The sequence below is a fragment of the Leptothrix mechoopdaensis (SeqCode) genome (assembly GCF_053893855.1).
The window spans coordinates 1,517,095-1,537,225 of sequence record NZ_CM132699.1; the positions used below are offsets into that span (position 1 = coordinate 1,517,095).

Here is a 20,131-nt window from a genome sequence, read left to right on the forward strand (position 1 = left end):
CGTTCAGCCTCATCTGCTCATAATGGTGGACCAGTCGAATCCGGTCCGGAGCCAGCTGCTGCAGTGAGCGGCACGCACGGGTCCAGGTCAGGTCCATCTGGATCGATCGACGCGTCAAGGGGTATTCGTGAGGGTCCTGATCACCGGTGTGGCCGGCTTCATCGGCATGCATGTCGCGAGCACGCTGCTCGCGCATGGCGACGAGGTCGTCGGTGTCGACGCGCTGGATGATCCCTTCGACGTCGCGCTGACCTATGCGCGGCTGGCCCGGATCCAGTCGCATCCGCGGTTCCGTTTCGCCCGTCTCGACATCGCCGACCGGCCTGCAGTCGACAACTGCTTCCAGTCCGGCCAGTTCGACGTCGTGGTCCACCTGGCGACCCAGCAAGGCGGCGCCGAGCGCGAGGGGCGTGGTCCCGTGCGGGTCCATCTGTCGGGCTTCGTGAACGTGCTGGAAGGCTGCCGTCAGCACGGGGTCCCGCACCTCGTCTACGCCAGCAGTTCGGACATCGACTGTGAACGTCGCGCCCGCAGCGTCAACACCGTCGGTGTTTCGGATTGCCGATCCGACAAGCGCGTCGGCGAGACGCTGGCACGGGCCTACAGCCGCCTGCATGGCGTCGCGACGACGGGGCTGCGCTTCTTCACGGTCTACGGCCCTTGGGGTCGTCCCGACATCGGCTATCACGAACTCACCCGTGGCCTGATGACCGGCGAGCCGCTGCCGGTCTATCCCCGTGAGGGCGAGATCGGTCATGGCCTGACCTATGTCGACGACATCGTCGGCGGCATCGAACGGGCGTTGCGCCGGACCGAACAGTCCGAACCGGGACTGCAGCCCGGCGAGGCGCCGGCCCGGGTGCTGAACATCGGCAGCCACGATCCCGTCCGGCTGCTCGACTTCATCGCGGCCCTCGAGGTCGCGCTGGGTCGCGCCGGCGACCACAAGGTCATGCCGGTCGCGGGTGCCGACACGCCCGAGGAGGCCGCACGGGCCGCCGCAGGGCTCGATGACGGCGCCCAGTCGGTGCACGGTGGCGATTTCCTGGGCGAACAGCGCGTGACCATGCCGCTGGCCGAGGGCGTGCAACGCTTCGTGCACTGGTATCTCGCTTATCACGGGATGGATCCGGCGCGCAGCACATCGGCGCTGCGCCGGGCCGCCGTGTTCGAGGACCCGCTCGCGGTGCAATGGCTGCCGGCGCGTGCGCCGCTCGCCCGCCAGCCTCGCAGCGCCGAAGCGCCAGGCTTGCGCGTGCTCTGAGGCCGGAGCGCCGCGCGGATCGGTCGGTGACCGGCTGGACCGACAATCCCTTGCATGACGAACCTTTCGATGCTCCGAGTGGGCGAGGGCTGGGACACCCATGCCCTGGTGCCCGGACGTGCGCTCTGGCTGGGTGGCGTGAAGATCCCGCATGACCGAGGGCTTCTGGGTCATTCCGATGCCGATGCGCTGCTGCACGCGATCACCGACGCCGTGCTCGGCGCGGCCGGACTGGGCGACATCGGCAAGCACTTCCCCGACACCGATCCGCGCTTGGCGGGGGCCGATTCGCACCGGCTGCTGACCGAGGCAATGGCATCGGTCCGTGCGGCAGGCTGGCTGCTGGTCAACGTCGACAGCACCATCGTGGCGCAGGCGCCTCGCATGGCGCCGCACATCGAGGCCATGCGCGAACGGATCGCGTCCGCGCTCGGCATCGAGGTCCAGCGGGTCAACGTGAAGGCCAAGACGGCCGAACGGATGGGCCCGGTCGGTCGCGGCGAGGCCATCGAGGCCCGCGCCGTCTGCCTGCTGGTGCAGGGCTGAGTCAGCCGCCGATGTAGCTCATCTCGACCCGGCGGCGCGGGCTGTCGGCCGGCGCTGCCGGCATCTGCGCGCGCAGCTCGGAGTAGCGGTCGCGCCGGCCTTGCCAAAGGGCGCCGATGGCGTCGGCGATGGCCGTGTCGTCCAGCCTCGCCGGGTCACGCAAGAGGCTGCGCAGGTCATGCCCCTGGCCGGAGAACAGGCACAGGTAGAGCTGGCCTTCGGTCGACAGGCGCAGGCGGTTGCAGTCGCCGCAGAAAGCCTGGGTGACGCTGGAGATGAAGCCGATCTCGCCGCGTCCGTCGTCATAACCCCAGCGTTCGGCGGTCTCGCCGGGTTGGGCGGCGGACAGCGCGTGCATCGGGAAGGCTGCGGCGAGTCGCTGTCGAAGCTCGGCCGAAGGCACCACCTCGTCCATGCGCCAGCCGTTGGTCGCGCCGACGTCCATGAACTCGATGAAGCGCAGCACGACCCGGCCGCCGTGGTGTTCGCGGAAGTGGCGCGCCATCGGCAGCGCTTCCTGGTCATTGGTGCCGCGCTTGACGACCATGTTGACCTTGATCGGACCCAGGCCTGCAGCCTCGGCCGCCGCGATGCCATCGAGCACATCGGCCACCGGGAAATCGACGTCGTTCATGCGGCGGAAGATCGCGTCGTCCATCGCGTCGAGGCTGACCGTGACACGCTGCAGGCCGGCGTCGCGCAAGCTGCGGGCCTTGCGGGCCAGCAGCGAGCCGTTGGTCGTCAAGGTCAGGTCGACCGGCCGCCCCTCGGGCGTGCGAAGCATGGCGAGCATCTCGACCAGGCGTTCCAGGTTCTTGCGCAGCAGCGGCTCGCCGCCGGTCAGCCGGATCTTCTGCACCCCGTGGTCGACGAGGATGCGCGCGACACGCGCCATCTCCTCGAAGCTGAGCAACTGGCTCTGCGGCAGGAAGGCGTAGTTCTTGTCGAACACCTCCTTGGGCATGCAGTAGCTGCAGCGGAAGTTGCACCGGTCGGTGACCGAGATGCGCAGGTCGCGCAAGGGACGACCGAGGCCGTCCTGCCAGCTGGCCAGACCGGCGACGCTGCCGGTGGCGGGTCTGGGCATCCGCAGGCCCGAGGCGGGCGTGGCGGTGATCGGCGTGATGGCGATGATGTTGCGCTCGGACATGCGGCGATTGTGGCCTTCGGGGGCCACCCGTCGACAGTCGGGGCTAGTCCGGAGCCCGGGCACGCTCGGGGCGCGCCGGTGATCCTTATTGGAGCTTGTCGCCCGGCAGTTCCGCGCGCAGGTTCGGCGCGGTGCCGGCTTCGCCGACGGAACCCAGCGATGCGGCGCCTGGGGCGCGGCGGGCGCCGTTGAAGCGCTTGGTCCAGTAGGCCTCGCGCATGTCCTCGACCCGGACTGAACTGCCGGTCCGCGGTGCGTGGATGAACTTGCCGTCGCCGACGTAGATGCCGACGTGCGAGAAGGCGCTGCGCATCGTGTTGAAGAACACGAGGTCGCCCGGTCGGAGCTCTTCCTTGCGGATCGGCAACAGGCTCGGGCTCTGGGCCTGATCGCGCGAACGACGCGGCAGGATCAGGCCGAGGCTGTTCTCGAAGACATGCCGCGTGAAGCCGCTGCAGTCGAAGCCGTTCTCGGTCGTGCCGCCGCGCTTGTAGGGGACGCCCAGGAACTGCATGGCCGACACGACCAGGTCCGTGGCGACGCCGCGCACCTGCTGGATCAGCTGACCGCCGCCTTCGCTGTTGGCCAGCACGCCGGAGTCCTGCAGGAAGCGGGCGACCGAATCGGCGCCGCTGGTGGCCATCTGGGAGATCGGCGCGGTGATCGTGCCGACGCCCGATCCATTCACGTTCCCGTCGGCAGGGGCCGACCACGCAGACACGGCGGACCCGACCAGAAGGCCGGCCAGCAGGATGCGCGAGATGTTGCGGGATTGAAACACTGGGTTGAACGTGAAAAACGTCGGGCGAGCATAGGTACCGCCTCGTTCACTGTCAACCGTTCGGGGGGGATGGACGGGTACTTCCTTGACAGGGTGAAGGCATCGGTGCTAGGCAAATTCTCTGCCTCACGTCGGGCCTGCACCCTGTCATATCCGATCACTTGAAGCCGACGCGATCGAGGATCTGCTGCACCTTCGCGCTGTTCTGCCCGACGACCGAGATCGGGATCAGCTCCTGCTTGAAGCTGCCGAGCGTGGTCAGCGCCGGGTTGGCGGTCTTCACGCCGGCGACGACCGGGTATTCGTTGTTGCCGTCGGCGAAGTAGCGCTGGGCGTCGTCGCTGGAGAGGTATTCGAGGAACTTGATCGCCGCGTCGCGGTTGCGCGCGTTCTTCGCGACGGCGCCGCCGGCCACGTTGACGTGGGCGCCCCAGGTCTTCTGGTTCGGGAAGATCACGCCGACCTGTTCCATCGTCTTGCGGTCGTCCGGATTGGTCGAGCGCATCAGCCGGGCGACGTAGTACGTGTTGCTCAGCGTCATGCCACATTCGCCGGTCGCGACCGCCTTGATCTGGTCGGTGTCGCCGCCCTTTGGGTCACGCGCCTGGTTGGCGACGATGCCCTTGAGCCAGGCCTCGGCCTTGGCGTCGCCCAGATGCTCCAGGTAGGCGCCGAACAGCGAGAGGTTGTAGGGGTGCGAGCCCGAGCGCGAGCAGAACTTGCCCTTGTTGACCGGGTCGGCGAGCTTCTCGTAGGTGTCGACGTTCTCGGCCTTCACGTCGGCCTTGTTGTAGACGATGACGCGGGCGCGGGTCGAGAAGCCGAACCACTGCGAGCCGTCGCCGCCATCCTTGCCGCGCAGCTGGGCGGGAATGCGCTGTTCCAGCACGGCCGACTTCACCGGCGAGAACAGGCCGTCGGCTTCGGCACGCCACAGCCGGGCGGCGTCGACCAGCAGGATCACGTCGGCCGGGCTGGCCGCACCTTCGGTCTTCAGGCGCTGCAGCAGCGCCGCGTCGTCGGTGTCGACCCGGTTGATGCGGATGCCGGTCGCCTTGGTGAAGTTGGTGTAGAGCGCCTCGTCGGTCTGGTAGTGACGGGCCGAGTACAGGTTCAGGACCTTTTCCTGGGCCTGCACCAGCGGTGCGGCCAGCGTCAGGGTGGCGGTGCCCAGGGCGGCGAGGAGCAGTCGGGAAAGAGACGAGGCGTTCATGGCGGATGACCTTGGAGTGGATCGGCGCCGGCGTTTTCCGGCTCTGGAATCCATCCTAGCAGCAAACGAGAACGATTCGCAATTGCAAGCAGAAGGCTGGCGGCCGAAAAAAAGCGCCGCAGGCGCGGCGCTCGGTGCGAGGGTTGGACAGCCCTTGTTCAGGCGAGCAGTCGCTCGTTCAGGCCGAGGGCGGCACGAAGCCGGCCGGCTGGTCGGCACCTTCGCCGAAGAAGAAACGTTCCATCTGGCGCGCCAGGTACTGGCGGGCGCGGGCATCGGCCAGGTTCAGGCGGTTCTCGTTGACCAGCATGGTCTGGTGCTTGAGCCACTGCTGCCAGGCTTCCTTGCTGACGCCTTCGTAGATGCGCTTGCCGAGTTCGCCCGGGTAGGGCGCGAAGTCGAGGCCGTCGGCTTCCTTCTTCAGCAGGACACATTGAACGGTACGGGCCATGGTTTCTTCCTTTCGGGATGCGGGAGGCTAGTCGTGTCGGGTGAGGCCGGGCCTCAGCCCAGCTTCTTGACCAGGACCTGCGAACGCCGGTCCCAGTTGTACTTGCGCTTGCGGGCCTCGGGCAGCCAGTCGGGGTCGACCTGCACGAAGCCGCGCTTGATGAACCAGTGCATCGTGCGGGTGGTCAGCACGAAGATGCTGTCCAGGCCCTGCATGCGGGCGCGTTGCTCGACCCGCTTGAGGATGCGTTCGCCGTCGCCCTGACCCTGCACCTGCGGCGAGATGGTCAGCGCGGCCATCTCGGCGGTGCGGGCCTCCGGGTAGGGGTAGAGCGCGGCGCAGCCGAAGATGATGCCGTCGTGCTCGATGACGGTGTAGAGCTGGATGTCGCGCTCGATCTCGGTGCGGCTGCGCTTGACCAGCGTGCCGTCGCGCTCGAACGGCTCGATCAGCTGCAGCACGCCGCCGACGTCATCGGACGTGGCCTCGCGAAGGCTCTCCAGCTTCTCGTCGACCACCATCGTGCCGATGCCGTCGTGGGTGAAGACCTCGCGCAGCAGCGCGCCGTCGACCGCGAACGGCAGGATGTGCGAACGCTCGACGCCGCCTTCGCAGGCGCGGATGCAGTGCTGCAGATAGAAGGCGGTGTCGGTCGGCTGGGTCGGGTCGGGCAGGGCGGCCAGCATGCGCTTGGCGTCGGCCAGCGCGAGCTCGGTGTCGATCGGGCTTTCCGGGTCGTCGCGGTCCTCGTGGATGCCGGGGACCTCGGTGATGAACAGCAGCTTGTCGGCCTGCAGCGCGATCGCGGTCTGCGTGGCGACGTCTTCCATCGTCAGGTTGAAGGCCTCGCCGGTGGGCGAGAAGCCGAACGGCGACAGCAGCACCAGCGCGCCGATGTCGATGGCGCGGCGGATGGTTGCGCTGTCGACCTTGCGGACCACGCCGCTGTGCATGAAGTCGACGCCGTCGACGATGCCCACGGGCCGCGCGGTCAGGAAGTTGCCCGACACCACGCGCACGGTCGCGTTGGCCATCGGCGTGTTGGGCAGGCCCTGCGAGAAGGCCGCCTCGATCTCGAAGCGCAGCTGGCCGGCGGCTTCCTGGGCGCAGTCCAGCGCGATCGGGTCGGTGATGCGCTTGCCGTGGCTGAAGCGCGAGGGGTGGCCCTTGGCGTTGAGCTGCTCGGTCACCTGCGGGCGGAAGCCGTGCACCAGCACCAGCTTGATGCCCATCGCGTGCAGGATCGACAGGTCCTGGGCGAAGGCGCTGAGCTTGCCCGCGGCGATCAGCTCGCCGGCCATGCCGATCACGAAGGTCTTGCCGTGATACGCGTGGATGTAGGGCGCGACCGAGCGAAACCACGGGACGAAGGTGTGCGGGAAGACGAGGCTCATGGTCGGCTGGGAAGGTCGATCGGCGATTGTGCCGCAGGGCCCCGCCAGCAGGCTTGACGCGCGAACACCGGCCGCGCAGCATGCCTTCGAACTTCCGAGGAGACCGCGATGGACCCGATGAAGACCCACGGCGCGTTCAGCTGGTGCGAGCTGATGACCCCGAACCCGAAGGCGGCGGCCGGCTTCTATCACCAGCTGTTCGGCTGGACCCTGCAGACGCTGGACATGCCCGGCGGCCCGTACCACGTCGTCAAGGTCGGCGACACCTCGGTGGCCGGGATCATGGCGATGCCGGCCGATGCGACACCGAAGATGCCGCCGCACTGGGGCTGCTACATCACCGTCGACAACGCCGACGAGAGCGCGGCGGAAGCCCAGGCGCTCGGCGGCAAGGTGATCGTCGCGCCGACCGACGTGCCGGGCGTGGGCCGCTTCGCGGTGTTGCAGGACCCGCAAGGCGCGGTGTTCAGCATCATCGACTACCTCGACGATTGAGCTGTCCCGAAAGGGGCGCATGGATAATCCGCGCCCCGTGAACCGACCTACCTCCGAAGGGGCCGCCGCCCCGGCGCGTGCGCCCGCCCACAGCCGGCCTCGCCGTGCGCCGTCGAGCGTGCCGCCGACGCCCGTCCCGCCGATCACCTTTCCCGAAGCGCTGCCGGTCTCGGCCCGGCGCGAGGCCATCGAGGCCGCGCTGCGCGAGCACCAGGTCGTCATCGTCTGCGGCGAGACCGGCTCGGGCAAGACCACGCAGCTGCCCAAGATCGCATTGGCGATGGGCCGTGGGCTGGGCGCCGGCGGCACCGGCCTGATCGGCCACACGCAGCCGCGCCGGATCGCCGCCAGCTCGGTCGCCAAGCGCATCGCCGACGAGCTCAAGAGCCCGCTGGGCGACGTGGTCGGCTACAAGGTCCGCTTCCAGGACCGCCTGCAGCCCGGTGCCAGCGTCAAGCTGATGACCGACGGCATCCTGCTGGCCGAGACCCAGACCGATCCGCTGCTGCGGGCCTACGACACGCTGATCATCGACGAGGCCCACGAGCGCAGCCTCAACATCGACTTCCTGCTCGGCTACCTGCGCCAGATCCTGCCGCGCCGGCCCGACCTGAAGGTGATCGTGACCTCGGCGACGATCGACGCCGACCGCTTCGCCAACCACTTCGCGACCACCCGTCGCGCCGCCGACGGCACGGCCGAGGCGGTGCCCGCGCCGGTGCTGATGGTCAGCGGCCGGACCTTCCCGGTCGAGCAGCGCTGGCGGCCGTTCGAGGACGGCAAGGACTTCGACATCGACGACGCGATCGCCGATGCCGTCGATGAACTCTGGCGCGAGGGCTCGGGCGACATCCTCGTCTTCCTGCCCGGCGAGCGCGAGATCCGCGAGGCCGCCGACCACCTGCGCAAGCACCTGAGCCACCAGCCGCTGCACCGCAACGCCGAGATCCTGCCGCTGTTCGCGCGGCTGTCGCAGGCCGAGCAGGACCGTGTCTTCGAGACCGGCGGCGGGCGCCGCATCGTGCTGGCGACCAACGTGGCCGAGACCTCGCTGACGGTGCCGGGCATCCGCTACGTGATCGACACCGGCCATGCCCGCGTCAAGCGCTACAGCTATCGCAACAAGGTCGAGCAGCTGCAGGTCGAGCCGATCAGCCAGGCGGCGGCCAACCAGCGCGCCGGCCGCTGCGGCCGAGTTGCCAACGGCATCTGCATCCGGCTCTACGACGAGAAGGAATTCACCGGCCGGCCGCGCTTCACCGACCCGGAGATCCTGCGCAGCTCGCTGGCCGGCGTGATCCTGCGGATGAAGGCGCTGAACCTCGGCCTGGTCGAGGACTTCCCCTTCCTGGAGGCGCCGCCGCGCAAGGCGATTGCCGACGGCTACGCGCTGCTCGGCGAGCTGGGCGCGGTCGACGATGCCAACGAGCTGACCGCCATCGGCCGCGAGCTCTCGCGCCTGCCGCTGGACCCGCGCGTGGGCCGGATGATCCTGGAGGCGCGCGACCGCCAGGCCCTGCACGAGGTGCTGATCATCGCCAGCGCGCTGAGCGTGCAGGACGTGCGCGACCGGCCGATGGAGGCGCAGCAGGCGGCCGACGAGAAACACAGGAAGTTCGACGACGAGAAGTCCGAGTTCATGGGCTACCTCAAGCTCTGGCGCTGGATCGAGGAAGGCCGCGGCAACCACGGCCACGCCGGTCAGGCGCAGGCCCAGGTCGACAGCCACAAGCTCAGCAACCGCCAGCAGGAACAGCGACTGCGCGACAGCTTCGTCAGCCCTCGCCGGGTGCGCGAATGGCGCGACATCCACAGCCAGCTGCACACCGTCGTGGCCGAACACGGCTGGCGCCTGAACGGCACGGCGGCCACCTACGAGCAGATCCACCTGTCGATGCTGGCCGGCCTGCTCGGCAACATCGGCCTGAAGGCCGACGACGACGAGTGGTACCTGGGTGCGCGCGGCATCAAGTTCTGGCGCCACCCGGGCGCGCACCTGAGCAAGAAGCCCGGCCGCTGGCTGGTGGCCGCCGAGCTGGTCGACACCACGCGGCTGTTCGGCCGCGGGCTGGCCGCCATCGAGCCGCAGTGGATCCCCGGCATCGCCGGCCATCTGCTGAAGACCCAGCTGCTGGAGCCGCACTGGGAGAAGAAGGCCGCCGAGGTGATCGCGCTGGAGCGCGCCACGCTCTACGGCATCGTCGTCTACAGCAACCGGCGGGTGAACTACGGCAACGTCGACGCGAACGCGGCGCGGCAGATCTTCATCCGCGAGGCGCTGGTCAACGGCGACTGGGAATGCCGGCTGCCCTTCCTGGCGCACAACCAGAAGATGATCCGGCAGGTCGAGGAGCTGGAGCACAAGTCGCGCCGCCAGGACGTGCTGGTCGACGACGAGCTGATCCACGCCTACTACGACGAGCACCTGCCGGCGGACGTCTGCAGCGGCGCCAGCTTCGAGCGCTGGTACCGCGTCGCGAGCAAGGCCAACCCGAAGCTGCTGCACCTCAGCCGCGACGAGCTGATGCGCCACGAGGCCGCCGGCATCACGACCGAGTCCTTTCCGCGCGCCGTGCGGCTGGGCGGCATCGACTGCGCCGCCAGCTACCTGCACCAGCCCGGCGACCCGAAGGACGGCATCACCGTGACGGTGCCGATCTACGCGCTCAACCAGGTCAGCGAGGACCGCTGCGACTGGCTGGTGCCCGGCATGCTCGAAGCCAAGGTGCTGGCGCTGGTCAAGAGCCTGCACCAGCGGCCGCGCTCGCGCCTGATGCCGCTGCAGGAGTTCGTGGCCGAGTTCTGCGCCAGCCACGCCTTCGGCGACGGCCGCCTGCTCGACCTGCTGCTGGCCGCCGTGCGCGAGCGCAGCCAGATCGCCGTGCAGCGCAACGACTTCAAGCTGGACATGGTGGCGCCCCACCTGTTCATGAACTTCCGCATCGTCGACGAACACGGCCGCCAGCTGGGCGCGGGCCGCAACCTGGCCACGCTGAAGGCCGAGCTGGGCACGCAGGCGCGGTCGGCCTTCCAGGCGCTGGCGACGATGAAGCTGGCCTCGCAGGTGTCGGCACCGGACGTGGCACCAGCCGCTGCGGCGCCATCGGCGTCGTCCGCTGCGAAGAAGGTGACGCCGGCCGCATCCACGGCCGCATCCACGGCCTCGACCGCGCCTTCCGCTCCCGCCGTCCAGGCCAGCGCGACCTACACCGCGTGGACCTTCGGCGAGCTGCCCGAGCTGATGGAGATCCGCAAGGCGGGGCAGACGCTGGTGGGCTTCCCGGCCCTGATCGACCGGCTCACGCATGTCGAGATCGAGGTCTTCGACGAGCCCGACGCCGCCGCCGCCAAGCACCGCGCGGGCTTGCGCCGGCTGGTCGCGCTGGCGATCAAGGAGCCGCTGAAGTACCTTGAGAAGAACATCCCCGACCTGCAGAAGATGGCGGTGGCCTACATGCCGCTGGGCACGCAGGAGGAGCTGCGCGCCCAGGTCATCGACGTCGCGCTGGACCGCGCCTTCCTGGCCGACCCGCTGCCGACCGATGCGCAGGCCTTCGCCCGCCGCATCGAGGAAGGCCGCTCGCGGCTGAACCTGATCGCGCAGGAGGTGGCCCGCAACGCCGGCGTCGTGCTGACCGAATACGCCGCCGCGCTGCGCAAGCTCAAGGACGCCCGCGCGCCCAAGGACGTCGCCGACGACATCACCGCGCAGCTGCAGCGCCTGATGCCCAAACGCTTCGTCGCCACCACGCCGTGGGCCCAGCTGCAGCATCTGCCGCGCTACCTGAAGGCGATCACGCTGCGGCTGGACAAGCAGCGCGCCGACGCCACCCGCGACGCCCAGCGCCTGGCCGAGCTGCGCCCGCTGGAGCAGCGCTACACCCGCCGGCTGGCCGACCTGAAGGGCAGCGCCGATGCCCGCATGGACGAGTACCGCTGGCTGCTGGAGGAACTGCGCGTCAGCTTCTTCGCCCAGGAACTGCGCACCCCGCAGCCGGTCAGCGTCAAGCGGCTGGACAAGGTCTGGAGCCAGATTTCGCAGTGAGGCTGTGGCGCAGTGGCGCCGTGACGCGGCGGCCGTCCCCGGCCCCGCCTCAATCGACCGGCAGGCCCGGCTGGGTCTTCAGGAAGACTTCCGGATCGGGCGCGAAGGCCGCGTAGATCGGCAGCAGCGCGCCGCCCATCGCCCGGGCGTCCGAGCCGATCGTGCCGGCGCGCACGCTGGGGCGGCTGATGCCTTCCCAGTTGTGCATGTCCAGCGCCTCCTCGAGGTGGGCGATCAGCCGCGACAGCAGCTCGCGGCCGAACACGCCGTCGACCACCACGTCGTCGAGGTCGAGCAGGCAGGTCGCGTTGACGGTGGCCAGTGCCATCGCCTGGGCCGCGTTGCGCAGCCAGACACGGGTGTGGTTGGCCCACGGCGGCTCCAGCGCGCGGCCGTCGATGGCCGCCTGCGGGTCCAGGCCGGCGGCCTCGTAGAGCTGCTGCAGGTTGAACAGCGAGGCGGCGCTCAGCACCTGCGGCGGCACGCCCACGCCGGTGCCGGCCGCGTGCATCGGCATCGAGGCGACCGCGCCGGCATTGCCGCGTGCGCCGTTGTAGAGGTGGCTGTCGATCACCAGTCCGCCGCCGACGAAGGTGTCGACGAACAGGTAGAGGAAGCTGTGCATCGAACGGCCGCGGCCCGAGACCAGCTCGGCCACACAGGCCGCCGAGGTGTCCTTGATGACGTGCACCGGCAGGTCGGTCATCTCGCCCACACGCGTGGCCAGGTCGATCTCGTTCCAGCGCCGGGCCTGTTCCTCGGCCACGCCCAGCAGCGTCTGCCAGCTGCCCAGCGACAGCGGCGTCGCGATGCCGATGCCGGCCAGCCGGTCCGCGCCGGCGCCCAGGCTGGCGACCGAACGGTCGAGCAGACGCTGCAGGTCGTCGAACAGCGTCAGCGGATCGGGGAAGTCGTAGGTGACGCTGGAGCGCTCGCGCACCACGCCGGTGAAGTCGATCACCAGCACGTCCATGCTGCGGCGGCCGATCTTGACGCCGATCGAATAGGCGCCGTCCGGGTTCAGCGCGATCGGCACCGAGGGCTGGCCGATGCGCCCACGCAGCGGCTCGCGCTTGACCAGCAGGCCGTCGTCGAGCAGCGCGTTGACGATCAGCGAGACGGTCTGCGTGCTCAGGTGCGTCAGCCGCGCCAGGTCGGCCTTGGGCAGGTCGCCGTGCAGGCGGATCGCCTGCAGCACGACCCGTTCGTTGTACTGCCGCATGCCGGCGTGGTTGGAGCCGCGCGGGCGCAGCTGCCGGGCGGGCTCGGCGCTGCGGGAGGCGCTGGCCGGACCGGTCGAGCCGGGGCTGGAGGCGAGGAAGTCGTGGGCCACGGCGGCAGGGCAGGGTGCTGTGCGCGACGGCAGGCCGGCGCGCGGGGTTGGGTCGGTAGCGAGGACTAGGGCTCCAGCGCCTCGCCGATGACACCCTTCTTCAGGATGAAGTTGCCGTAGGGCTGCAGGTCGCTGGTCAGCACGATCGCGTAGGCCGTGCGGACCCGATCATAGAAAGCGAATCGTTCGATCGCCTGACATTGTTCGGGGCGGGCGTGACCGGCTTCGTTCAGCCAGCCGATGATGTCCCGCTGCAGGCGGCTGCGGTAGCCCTCGGGCTGGCCGCTGACGTGCATGTAGGCGACCGGCTGCTCGACCGCCGCGTCCAGCGGCAGCAGGCTGGTGATGGCCTGCACCGTGCGCAGGATGCCCGCGCCCGGCAGGTGGATCACCGGCTTGCGCTCGCCGTCCGGGCCGATCGACAGGCTGGCGGCGGTGAAGTTCGCGTCGGCGACGACGATCTCGTTGCCGTGGCCCATGTCGGCCAGGACCTTCAGCAGGTCCGGGCTGATCAGGGGATCGATGCCTTTGAGCATGGGGGTCTCCGTGTGACGGGCAAGCCCCTGCCGTTGCGGGTCAGGGGCTTGCGTTTCAGGGGCTGCGCAACGTTCTGCGGCGTCGCGTCAGTGGGCCAGGCACTCCGCCGGGATCTGGTCCGGCGACATCGCGCCGGTCATCACCGCGACCGTGTCGCTCATGCTGATCTTCTTCGGGTTCAGCACGGCCGCACGGCGACCCAGGCGGGCGACGTGGATGCGGTCGGCGATCTCGAAGACGTGCGGCATGTTGTGCGAGATCAGGATCACCGGCAGGCCCTTGTCGCGGACCCGGCGGATCAGCTCCAGCACCATGTTGCCTTCCTTGACGCCGAGCGCGGCGGTCGGCTCGTCGAGGATGACCACGTGTTCGGCAAACGCTGCCGCACGGGCCACTGCGACACACTGCCGCTGGCCGCCCGACAGCGTCTCGACCGCCTGCGTCATCGAGCGGATGCCGACCTTCAGGTCGTTCATGCGCGCGATGCTCTGTTCCAGCATCTTCTTCTTGTCGATCATGCGCAGCACGCTGCCGGCGAAGCCCGGGCGGCGGATCTCGCGACCGAGGAACAGGTTCTCGGCGATCGTCATCGCCGGGGCCACCGCGAGGTCCTGGTAGACCGTCTCGATGCCGACGCGGCGGGCGTCGATGGGGCTGCGGAAATGGATCGGCTGGCCGTCCAGCTCGATCGAGCCTTCATCGGGGATCGTCGCGCCCGACAGGCACTTGATCAGCGAGGACTTGCCCGCGCCGTTGTCGCCGATGACCGCGAGGATCTCGCCGGCGCGCAGCTCGAAGTCGGCACCGTCCAGCGCCGTGACCTGGCCGTAGCGCTTCACCAGGCCGGTGGCCTTCATGACGATCTGCGGCGTCGTGGATTGTTGTTGCGCGCTCATCTCAGCGACCTCCCTTGCGAGACATCTGATCCGTGGCCACCGCCAGGATCACCAGGACACCGGTCACCAGGATCTGGTAGACCGAGGAGACGCCCATCAGCGTCAGGCCATTGCGGAACACGCCGACGATCAGCGCGCCGACGAGGGTGCCCAGCAGGATGCCGCGGCCACCGAACAGGCTCGTGCCGCCCAGCACCACGGCGGTGATGGCGTCGAGGTTCTCGGTCTGCCCGGCATTCGGGTCACCGGCGCCGGTGCGGGCCACCGCCAGCATCGAGGCGATGCCGTAGAACACGCCGGCCAGCGCGTAGACGGTCAGCAGCACACGTTCGGTCGGGATACCGGTCAGGCGCGTGGCTTCGGGGTTGTTGCCCACCGCGTAGACGTGGCGGCCGGGCGCGGTCTCGCGCAGCCACAGCCAGGTCAGCAGGTACAGCGCGATCACCAGCACGGCGCCGTAGGCCACGCGGGCACCGCCCAGGCCGAAGGTCTCGCCGAAGAAGTTCATCCCGTCGGGGATGTTGGTGACGGTCTGCGCACGCGAGTAGAGCTGCGTGATCGCGAAGGCGATGTTCAGCGTGCCCAGCGTGACGATGAAGGGCGGCAGCTTGATGCGGGTGACGAGCAGGCCGTTGATCAGGCCGAACAGGGTCGTCACGACGATGCCGCAGAGGATCGCGACCGGTGCGCTCAGGCCGTAGTCGGCGGCGACCTTGGTCATCACGATCGAACCCAGCGCCATGACCATGCCGCAGGACAGGTCGATGCCGGCGGTCAGGATGATCAGCGTCTGGCCGATGGCGATGGTGCCCACCACCATCACCTGCTGCAGGATCAGCGAGAAGTTCTGCAGCGTCAGGAAACGCTCGTGCTGGAACGAGAAGAAGGCGCAGGCCAGGATCAGCGCGATGGCTGGGCCCAGTGTCCCGATCGGAGGGAGCTTGGCTTTGAGCGAATTCATGGAATGGGCTCGCTGGAGTGGTGCCTCGAACGACCGGCCGGGCCGGTGTCGTGCACGGGGAAGAAAAGAAAGCCCCGTGTCCACGGGGCTTTCAGGTCAGGTGCGCCACGCCGGGTGGCGCGCCCGTTCGGTGCGGGCCCTGGCGATCAGGACCCGAGCCGGATCAGTCGCCCCAGCACTGGCCGCGAGCGGTCTTGGTGTCGATGCTCTTGATGCCCGAGACGGCCTTGCCGACCACCAGGTCCACGCCGGTGTCGGTGTAGCCCGACTGGCGCTTGCCGTCCTTGGCGTACTGGACGCCAGCGGCGACGCCCATCGAGGCCATCTTCAGCGGGTACTGCATCGAGGTCGCGGCGATGACGCCCTTCTCGACGTTGCCCACGCCGTTCGAGCACATGCCGTCCACGCCCAGGATCACGACGTCCTTTTCCTTGCCAGCGGCCTTCAGGGCCTTGTAGGCACCGGCGGCAGCGGGTTCGTTGATCGCGTAGACGACGTTGATGTTGCCGTTCTTCTGCAGGCAGTTTTCCATGCCGGTCTGGCCCTTGGCGGCATCGCCGAAGGAGTCGGCCATGCAGACCACTTCAGCCGGCTGGGCCAGCTCGTTGCTCTCGGCGGGCAGGGTCTTCAGACCGTAGCCGGCCAGGAAGCCGTTGTGGCGCTGCGCGCCGACCGGGTGGCCGGGGAACAGGTCCAGCGTGGCGATGACGGGCTTCTTGCCACCCAGCACGGCCTTGGCGTAGGCGCCGATCAGCTCGCCGGCCTTGTAGTTGTTCGTGGCGAACAGGGCGTCAGCTTCCGGAACGGGGCTGTCCAGGGCGATGACTTGCACGCCTTGGGCCTTGATCTTCTTGATGGTCGGGACGATGGCGTCGCCCGACGACGTGATCAGGATGGTCTTGGCGCCGGCGGCAACCATGTTCTCCATCGCGGTGATCTGGCCGGCGGTGTCGCCGTCCTGCTTGCCGGCGGCCGACAGCAGCTTGGCGCCCAGCTTCTTGGCTTCGGCCTCGGCGCCTTCCTTCATCTTCACGAAGAAGGGGTTGGTCTCGGTCTTGGTGATCAGGCCGATGATCGGCTGGTTCTGGGCCGAAGCGGTGCCGGCGACGAGGACGGCGGCGGCGAGGATCGAAAGACGCTTCATGTTGTCTCCTGGACAGGTTCGAAGGGGGTTGGACCGGGTGGGCATCGGGAGCGACCGTGCTCCTGAACGCAGAGCGAATCTTAGTGAGTCGCCAACTTAAATCAAGGCGATTGATTTAGTGGTTTCCCTGAGTACACCTGTGCCGGCAGAGTGCGACGATCGGCGGCACCTCGGGTTCTCCCCGGGTCCAGCTGGCGTGAATCTTGTTTAGTGACGCCCTAAATCATTCTTGTTGATCATTGCAAAGAGGTTGCCCACCATGTCTGACCGTCTGCCCATCGTCGTCGTCGGCGAGTCGCTGCTGGATGTCTTCGATGACGGGGCCACGCCCACCGGCATGCACCTGGACGCGGTCGTCGGCGGCTCGCCGCTGAACGTGGCGCTGGGCGTGGCGCGCATGGCGCAGCCGGTGTCGTTCTTCGGCGCGATCTCCAGCGACTTCCTCGGCGCGCGCATCGAACGCACGATCCGCGAAGAGAACATCGGCATGGACACGCTGGTGCGCTGCGACGCGCCGACCACGCTGAGCCTCGTCGGCGTCGACAGCGAGGGCGTGCCGAGCTACCGCTTCTACGGCCACGGCGGCGCCGACCGCCAACTGCTGCCCGAACACTTCGACCGCCTGCCGGCCCAGGCGGCGGCCTATCACACCGGCTCCTACGGCTGCGCGGTCGAGCCGATCGGCAGCACCATCCGCGCGCTCTATGAACAGCGCCGCCACGCCAGCGTCATGTCCTACGACCCGAACGTGCGCCTGAACGTGCAGCCGGACGTGGCCGCCTGGCAGGAACTGGTCGAGTGGATGTCGCGCCGCGTGCACCTGCTCAAGCTCAGCGACGAGGACTTCGAGCGCCTCTACCCGCACCAGAGCCCGGCCGAACTGGCGCGCGGCTGGCTCGCCGGCGGCGTCCACCTGGTCATGATGACGCGCGGAGGCGAGGGCGCCCTGGCCTGGACCCGCGACGGCGAGGTCTCGGTGCCGGCGCCCAAGGTCAAGGTGCAGGACACCGTCGGCGCCGGCGACACCTTCCAGGCCGCCACGCTGGTCGCGCTGTCCGAGATCGGCCGCCTGACCCCGCAAGGCCTGGCCGGCATCACCCTCGACGAGGTCCGCCGCGTCGCCGATTTCGCCGCCCAGGCCGCTGCCATCACCTGCACCCGCCGCGGCCCCGACCTGCCCCGCCGCAGCGAACTGCGCGCCACGGTCTGACGCATTTCCAGACCCACCCCGCCGCCGGGCTACACTAGCCGGCTTCGGGGCGTGGCGCAGCTTGGTAGCGCGGCTGGTTTGGGACCAGTAGGTCGCACGTTCGAATCGTGTCGCCCCGACCACTCAAGTAGGCCTCAGCACTGGATTTCCGGGCTGGGGCCTTGTCGTTTCTGGGGCTCGGGCGTCTCGGGCGCTGGAAAGCCCGGGCTTGCCTCGGCCTCATTCAGGTTGGGTCGGGCTGGAGCGGGCTCTGTCACCAAGGAACGCACGTGCGACTACGAGGGCTCGTCGCCAGCATCGTTCAGAGGTGATTGGTGGATGCCACAAGCTCCGATCGATCCGGAGCGGTCTGAACGGACTGCGAATACTCCGCCTGCAAACTCTCACTCGTCGTATGTGCGGAGAGGCATCTGCGGGGGAGACCATTGGCTGGCACAGCGGTCGCTGACACTGGCCGGTTCGTGTGCATTAGTGCGAAGGCCTCACGCGTTTAGTTGCCACGCTTCACCCCCTTTGCAGTTGTAGATGCGAATGAACTTTCGCTCGACCTCATTGATGTTCTCGTGGGTTTCAATGTTGCACAAGAACTGAAGCGTCACCCGAAAGCCTCTGACCTCGGCTTCCGCCAGAGCATGGTGAATGCGGCGAAAGCCGGTTGGATTGCCCCTCCGGTAAGGCTTGTTCAGCAGCAGCTTGGCAACGTTTCGTTTGTAGTGTTTCAGTGGTCGCTTGGCACCAGCCTTTGTTTTCCCCACATAGCGACCAACAAGCTCTCCGGACGCCTCATGGATCTCCCACATGTAGATCAGCGGCAGCTCTACTTTGACTGCATGAGGCAGGAGATGAAACTGCACAGGTGAGGCCTAACGAATGAAAGGGACATCCCCGTCCCGATGCGAGCCGATGGGGTTGCAAACGCTCATCAACTCACACCTCTCGGAAGGGGATGGCCATGACCATCGTGTTTGTTGTGGTCGATCTAGCCAAGAACGTTTTCGCGCCGCAGCTAGCACTTGCAATAGCCATGACGTCCACAACGGTCGGCTATTCGCGGTCCTGCTGAGCGGTTCGTATCTGGGCCAACGCCATTTCGCGGCGCACACGGCTGTTTGTAGATGGACAGTCTGTTCCTGATCGTGATGTGGATTCAATGCGCACATCTTGAAGAGGTCTCCAGGAGATCAAATGCCTGCCACGGGGATGGCGAATCGCGGGGAAGTCCTTGTAGAGGGGTTGGGCCGCGCTGGCGACCGGTCGGTGAGTCGAATCATTGGCTTCTATGGCTGCAGCTCGCGCATACGTACTCGGGCTCGTTCCAAGAGTTCTGCTCGGTCAAGTCGTTCGCTCTCACCTTTGGATTCGATGCAAACTGACACTATGGCTTCTAGCGCTTGACGTGTACTCGATACGTCTAGGGAACGTAGCTCGAGGAGTAATGTCCGAATGCGCGGCTCATCGTCTGTGTTCAAGCCCCGCAGAACAGTAGGCCAATTCGCTTTGCTCTCCTTCAGTGAAACTGCTTCGAGAAATAGCTTCGCGACGCTGTTTGTTTCCTGATACGAACGTTCACTGCTCCTGCTTCGAGGGGGAGGAAGATTCTTTGGCCTTCTCTTGCCTCCTCGCGCGAAGAAGAAGGCGACAACTAGGCAGCCTATGAACAGAATGACGACGACGACCTGAAAATCGGTTTTCATTGCCGAGAGTATGTCACTAGGCAGTACGCAGCCCACATGCGGTGAATGCGCGGCCTGCCGTTGGCGCTCCGCTTGAGCGGGTTAGGCCTCAGCGCAGCCTCGCAAGTGGATCAATGGCTACGAGGCGGCCATGTTCTTTGCTGTACGCGAGCAATACGGTCTTGCCGACGATGCGAACCTGCTTGAGTTCGGTGATGACTTCAGCGGCGAGCGTGCCCCTGTGAAAGGCGTCGAGAAAGTCAACAAACGCTTCTACTGTTGCCGAGTACTCAGCTTCCGTGGCTGATTCTTGAATAAGAAGTTTGAATCGGAGGCCGTCATCTGCTTCAGCAAGTAGAGAGAAGAGCAAAGAATACTTGCGGTCGGATGCAAGCTTACCCACTGTTCCGACGACGGTGACCGCGGGGGTATTTGGTCCGATGAGCCGTGCGTAGAGCGCTCTTGTCTTTGCCTTGAGCAGATGGTAGTGCTCTTTGCCCAGCTCCTTGAGCATCCCATCAAAGTAGGACTTTCCAATGAATAGAAAGACTGCAGTTGGTAGAAGCCATTCGATGCCAGCTTGAGGGCCGCTCGACTCCCTTACGTCTAGGACTACCTCCGCATTTGCATCTGCATGAGATTGAGCAAAGTCCGAAAAGTCCGCTGCGCTGAAGGGCGGTTTGAAGCTGAGAATAACCAGTGGCGTGGGCATGGTATGAATACTGAGGCCTAACGTGTTGCAGCCAACACCAAACCGTCGCCCAACACAGCACCCGTCGCCCTCATCGGCTCCGCATGACGTGTCCCATGTACCTGTCGCATCTGATCTTTCTCCCCGTTGACTGCATGTTCATGCAGTCCTAATTCCGCCGTCAAAAGCGGCGTTTGCTGACGATTCTGTCGACGGTGCGCAGCCTTGCCAAGGGAGGCGACGATGAGGTTCGCGCGACCGCTTCAGCGGCCAGGGCGGCGGCCTCGCGACTCGGGGATTCAGCCGATGGGCCGCCGCCGTTGAAGTCCGTTCGGGCGTTGGACCCG

17 protein-coding genes and 1 tRNA gene are annotated in these 20,131 nt (G+C 67.4%); 6 read left to right on the forward strand and 12 right to left on the reverse strand.

The window, feature by feature from the left end:
* Positions 1-127: 127 nt before the first annotated feature.
* Both ACWA7K_RS06710 and ispF read left to right on the forward strand, forming a co-directional pair.
* Entirely contained in the window at positions 128-1,264 is a 1,137-nt protein-coding gene (locus ACWA7K_RS06710; RefSeq protein WP_456166888.1) for an NAD-dependent epimerase/dehydratase family protein, read from the forward strand.
* Positions 1,265-1,318: 54 nt separating this feature from the next.
* Entirely contained in the window at positions 1,319-1,810 is a 492-nt protein-coding gene (ispF, locus tag ACWA7K_RS06715) for a 2-C-methyl-D-erythritol 2,4-cyclodiphosphate synthase (RefSeq protein WP_456166889.1), read from the forward strand.
* Between the two features lies 1 nt (position 1,811).
* On the opposite strand, the gene moaA is transcribed toward ispF, so the two are convergent.
* From moaA to argA, 5 genes are all read right to left on the reverse strand, one after another.
* Positions 1,812-2,960: a GTP 3',8-cyclase MoaA gene (gene moaA, locus ACWA7K_RS06720; RefSeq protein ID WP_456166891.1), complete on the reverse strand. Its 1,149-nt coding sequence runs from the start codon at positions 2,958-2,960 to the stop codon at positions 1,812-1,814.
* A gap of 85 nt (positions 2,961-3,045) precedes the next feature.
* Entirely contained in the window at positions 3,046-3,648 is a 603-nt protein-coding gene (locus tag ACWA7K_RS06725) for a C40 family peptidase (RefSeq protein WP_456210404.1), read from the reverse strand.
* A 250-nt stretch (positions 3,649-3,898) separates the two neighbouring features.
* The gene (locus ACWA7K_RS06730) at positions 3,899-4,954 is read right to left on the reverse strand and encodes an extracellular solute-binding protein (protein WP_456166895.1); all 1,056 of its coding nucleotides are present in this window, start codon (positions 4,952-4,954) and stop codon (positions 3,899-3,901) included.
* A gap of 178 nt (positions 4,955-5,132) precedes the next feature.
* Positions 5,133-5,405, reverse strand: coding sequence for an oxidative damage protection protein (locus ACWA7K_RS06735; protein ID WP_456166897.1), 273 nt, complete (start codon positions 5,403-5,405; stop codon positions 5,133-5,135).
* Between the two features lie 53 nt (positions 5,406-5,458).
* On the reverse strand, positions 5,459-6,799 hold the full coding sequence (argA, locus tag ACWA7K_RS06740; protein WP_456166899.1) for an amino-acid N-acetyltransferase: 1,341 nt from the start codon (positions 6,797-6,799) through the stop codon (positions 5,459-5,461).
* 108 nt (positions 6,800-6,907) lie between these two features.
* Here argA and ACWA7K_RS06745 point away from each other — a divergent pair, with 108 nt between their 5' ends.
* Both ACWA7K_RS06745 and hrpA read left to right on the forward strand, forming a co-directional pair.
* A complete protein-coding gene (locus tag ACWA7K_RS06745) occupies positions 6,908-7,294 on the forward strand; it encodes a VOC family protein (protein WP_456166901.1) in 387 nt (128 codons plus the stop codon).
* Between the two features lie 19 nt (positions 7,295-7,313).
* Entirely contained in the window at positions 7,314-11,339 is a 4,026-nt protein-coding gene (gene hrpA / locus ACWA7K_RS06750) for an ATP-dependent RNA helicase HrpA (protein WP_456166903.1), read from the forward strand.
* 49 nt (positions 11,340-11,388) lie between these two features.
* Here hrpA and ACWA7K_RS06755 read toward each other — a convergent pair whose 3' ends face one another.
* The 5 genes from ACWA7K_RS06755 to ACWA7K_RS06775 form a co-directional block, all read right to left on the reverse strand.
* Positions 11,389-12,672 carry an ROK family transcriptional regulator gene (locus ACWA7K_RS06755; protein WP_456166905.1) on the reverse strand — a complete coding sequence of 428 codons (1,284 nt, stop codon included), beginning with the start codon at positions 12,670-12,672 and terminating at the stop codon, positions 11,389-11,391.
* Between the two features lie 65 nt (positions 12,673-12,737).
* Complete coding sequence (locus ACWA7K_RS06760) at positions 12,738-13,208, reverse strand: RbsD/FucU family protein (protein WP_456166907.1); 471 nt, start codon at positions 13,206-13,208, stop codon at positions 12,738-12,740.
* Positions 13,209-13,295: 87 nt separating this feature from the next.
* Positions 13,296-14,105: an ATP-binding cassette domain-containing protein gene (locus tag ACWA7K_RS06765; protein WP_456166909.1), complete on the reverse strand. Its 810-nt coding sequence runs from the start codon at positions 14,103-14,105 to the stop codon at positions 13,296-13,298.
* A 1-nt stretch (position 14,106) separates the two neighbouring features.
* Entirely contained in the window at positions 14,107-15,066 is a 960-nt protein-coding gene (locus ACWA7K_RS06770) for an ABC transporter permease (protein ID WP_456166910.1), read from the reverse strand.
* Between the two features lie 163 nt (positions 15,067-15,229).
* Entirely contained in the window at positions 15,230-16,210 is a 981-nt protein-coding gene (locus tag ACWA7K_RS06775) for a substrate-binding domain-containing protein (RefSeq protein ID WP_456166912.1), read from the reverse strand.
* Positions 16,211-16,469: 259 nt separating this feature from the next.
* On the opposite strand from ACWA7K_RS06775, the gene ACWA7K_RS06780 reads away from it, so the two are divergent.
* The gene (locus tag ACWA7K_RS06780; protein ID WP_456166914.1) at positions 16,470-17,420 is read left to right on the forward strand and encodes a carbohydrate kinase family protein; all 951 of its coding nucleotides are present in this window, start codon (positions 16,470-16,472) and stop codon (positions 17,418-17,420) included.
* Positions 17,421-17,465: 45 nt separating this feature from the next.
* Positions 17,466-17,542: transfer RNA gene (locus ACWA7K_RS06785), tRNA-Pro, on the forward strand.
* 360 nt (positions 17,543-17,902) lie between these two features.
* On the opposite strand, the gene ACWA7K_RS06790 is transcribed toward ACWA7K_RS06785, so the two are convergent.
* Both ACWA7K_RS06790 and ACWA7K_RS06795 read right to left on the reverse strand, forming a co-directional pair.
* Complete coding sequence (locus ACWA7K_RS06790; RefSeq protein WP_456210406.1) at positions 17,903-18,220, reverse strand: hypothetical protein; 318 nt, start codon at positions 18,218-18,220, stop codon at positions 17,903-17,905.
* Positions 18,221-19,202: 982 nt separating this feature from the next.
* A complete protein-coding gene (locus tag ACWA7K_RS06795; RefSeq protein ID WP_456166918.1) occupies positions 19,203-19,805 on the reverse strand; it encodes a hypothetical protein in 603 nt (200 codons plus the stop codon).
* Positions 19,806-20,131: the final 326 nt, after the last annotated feature.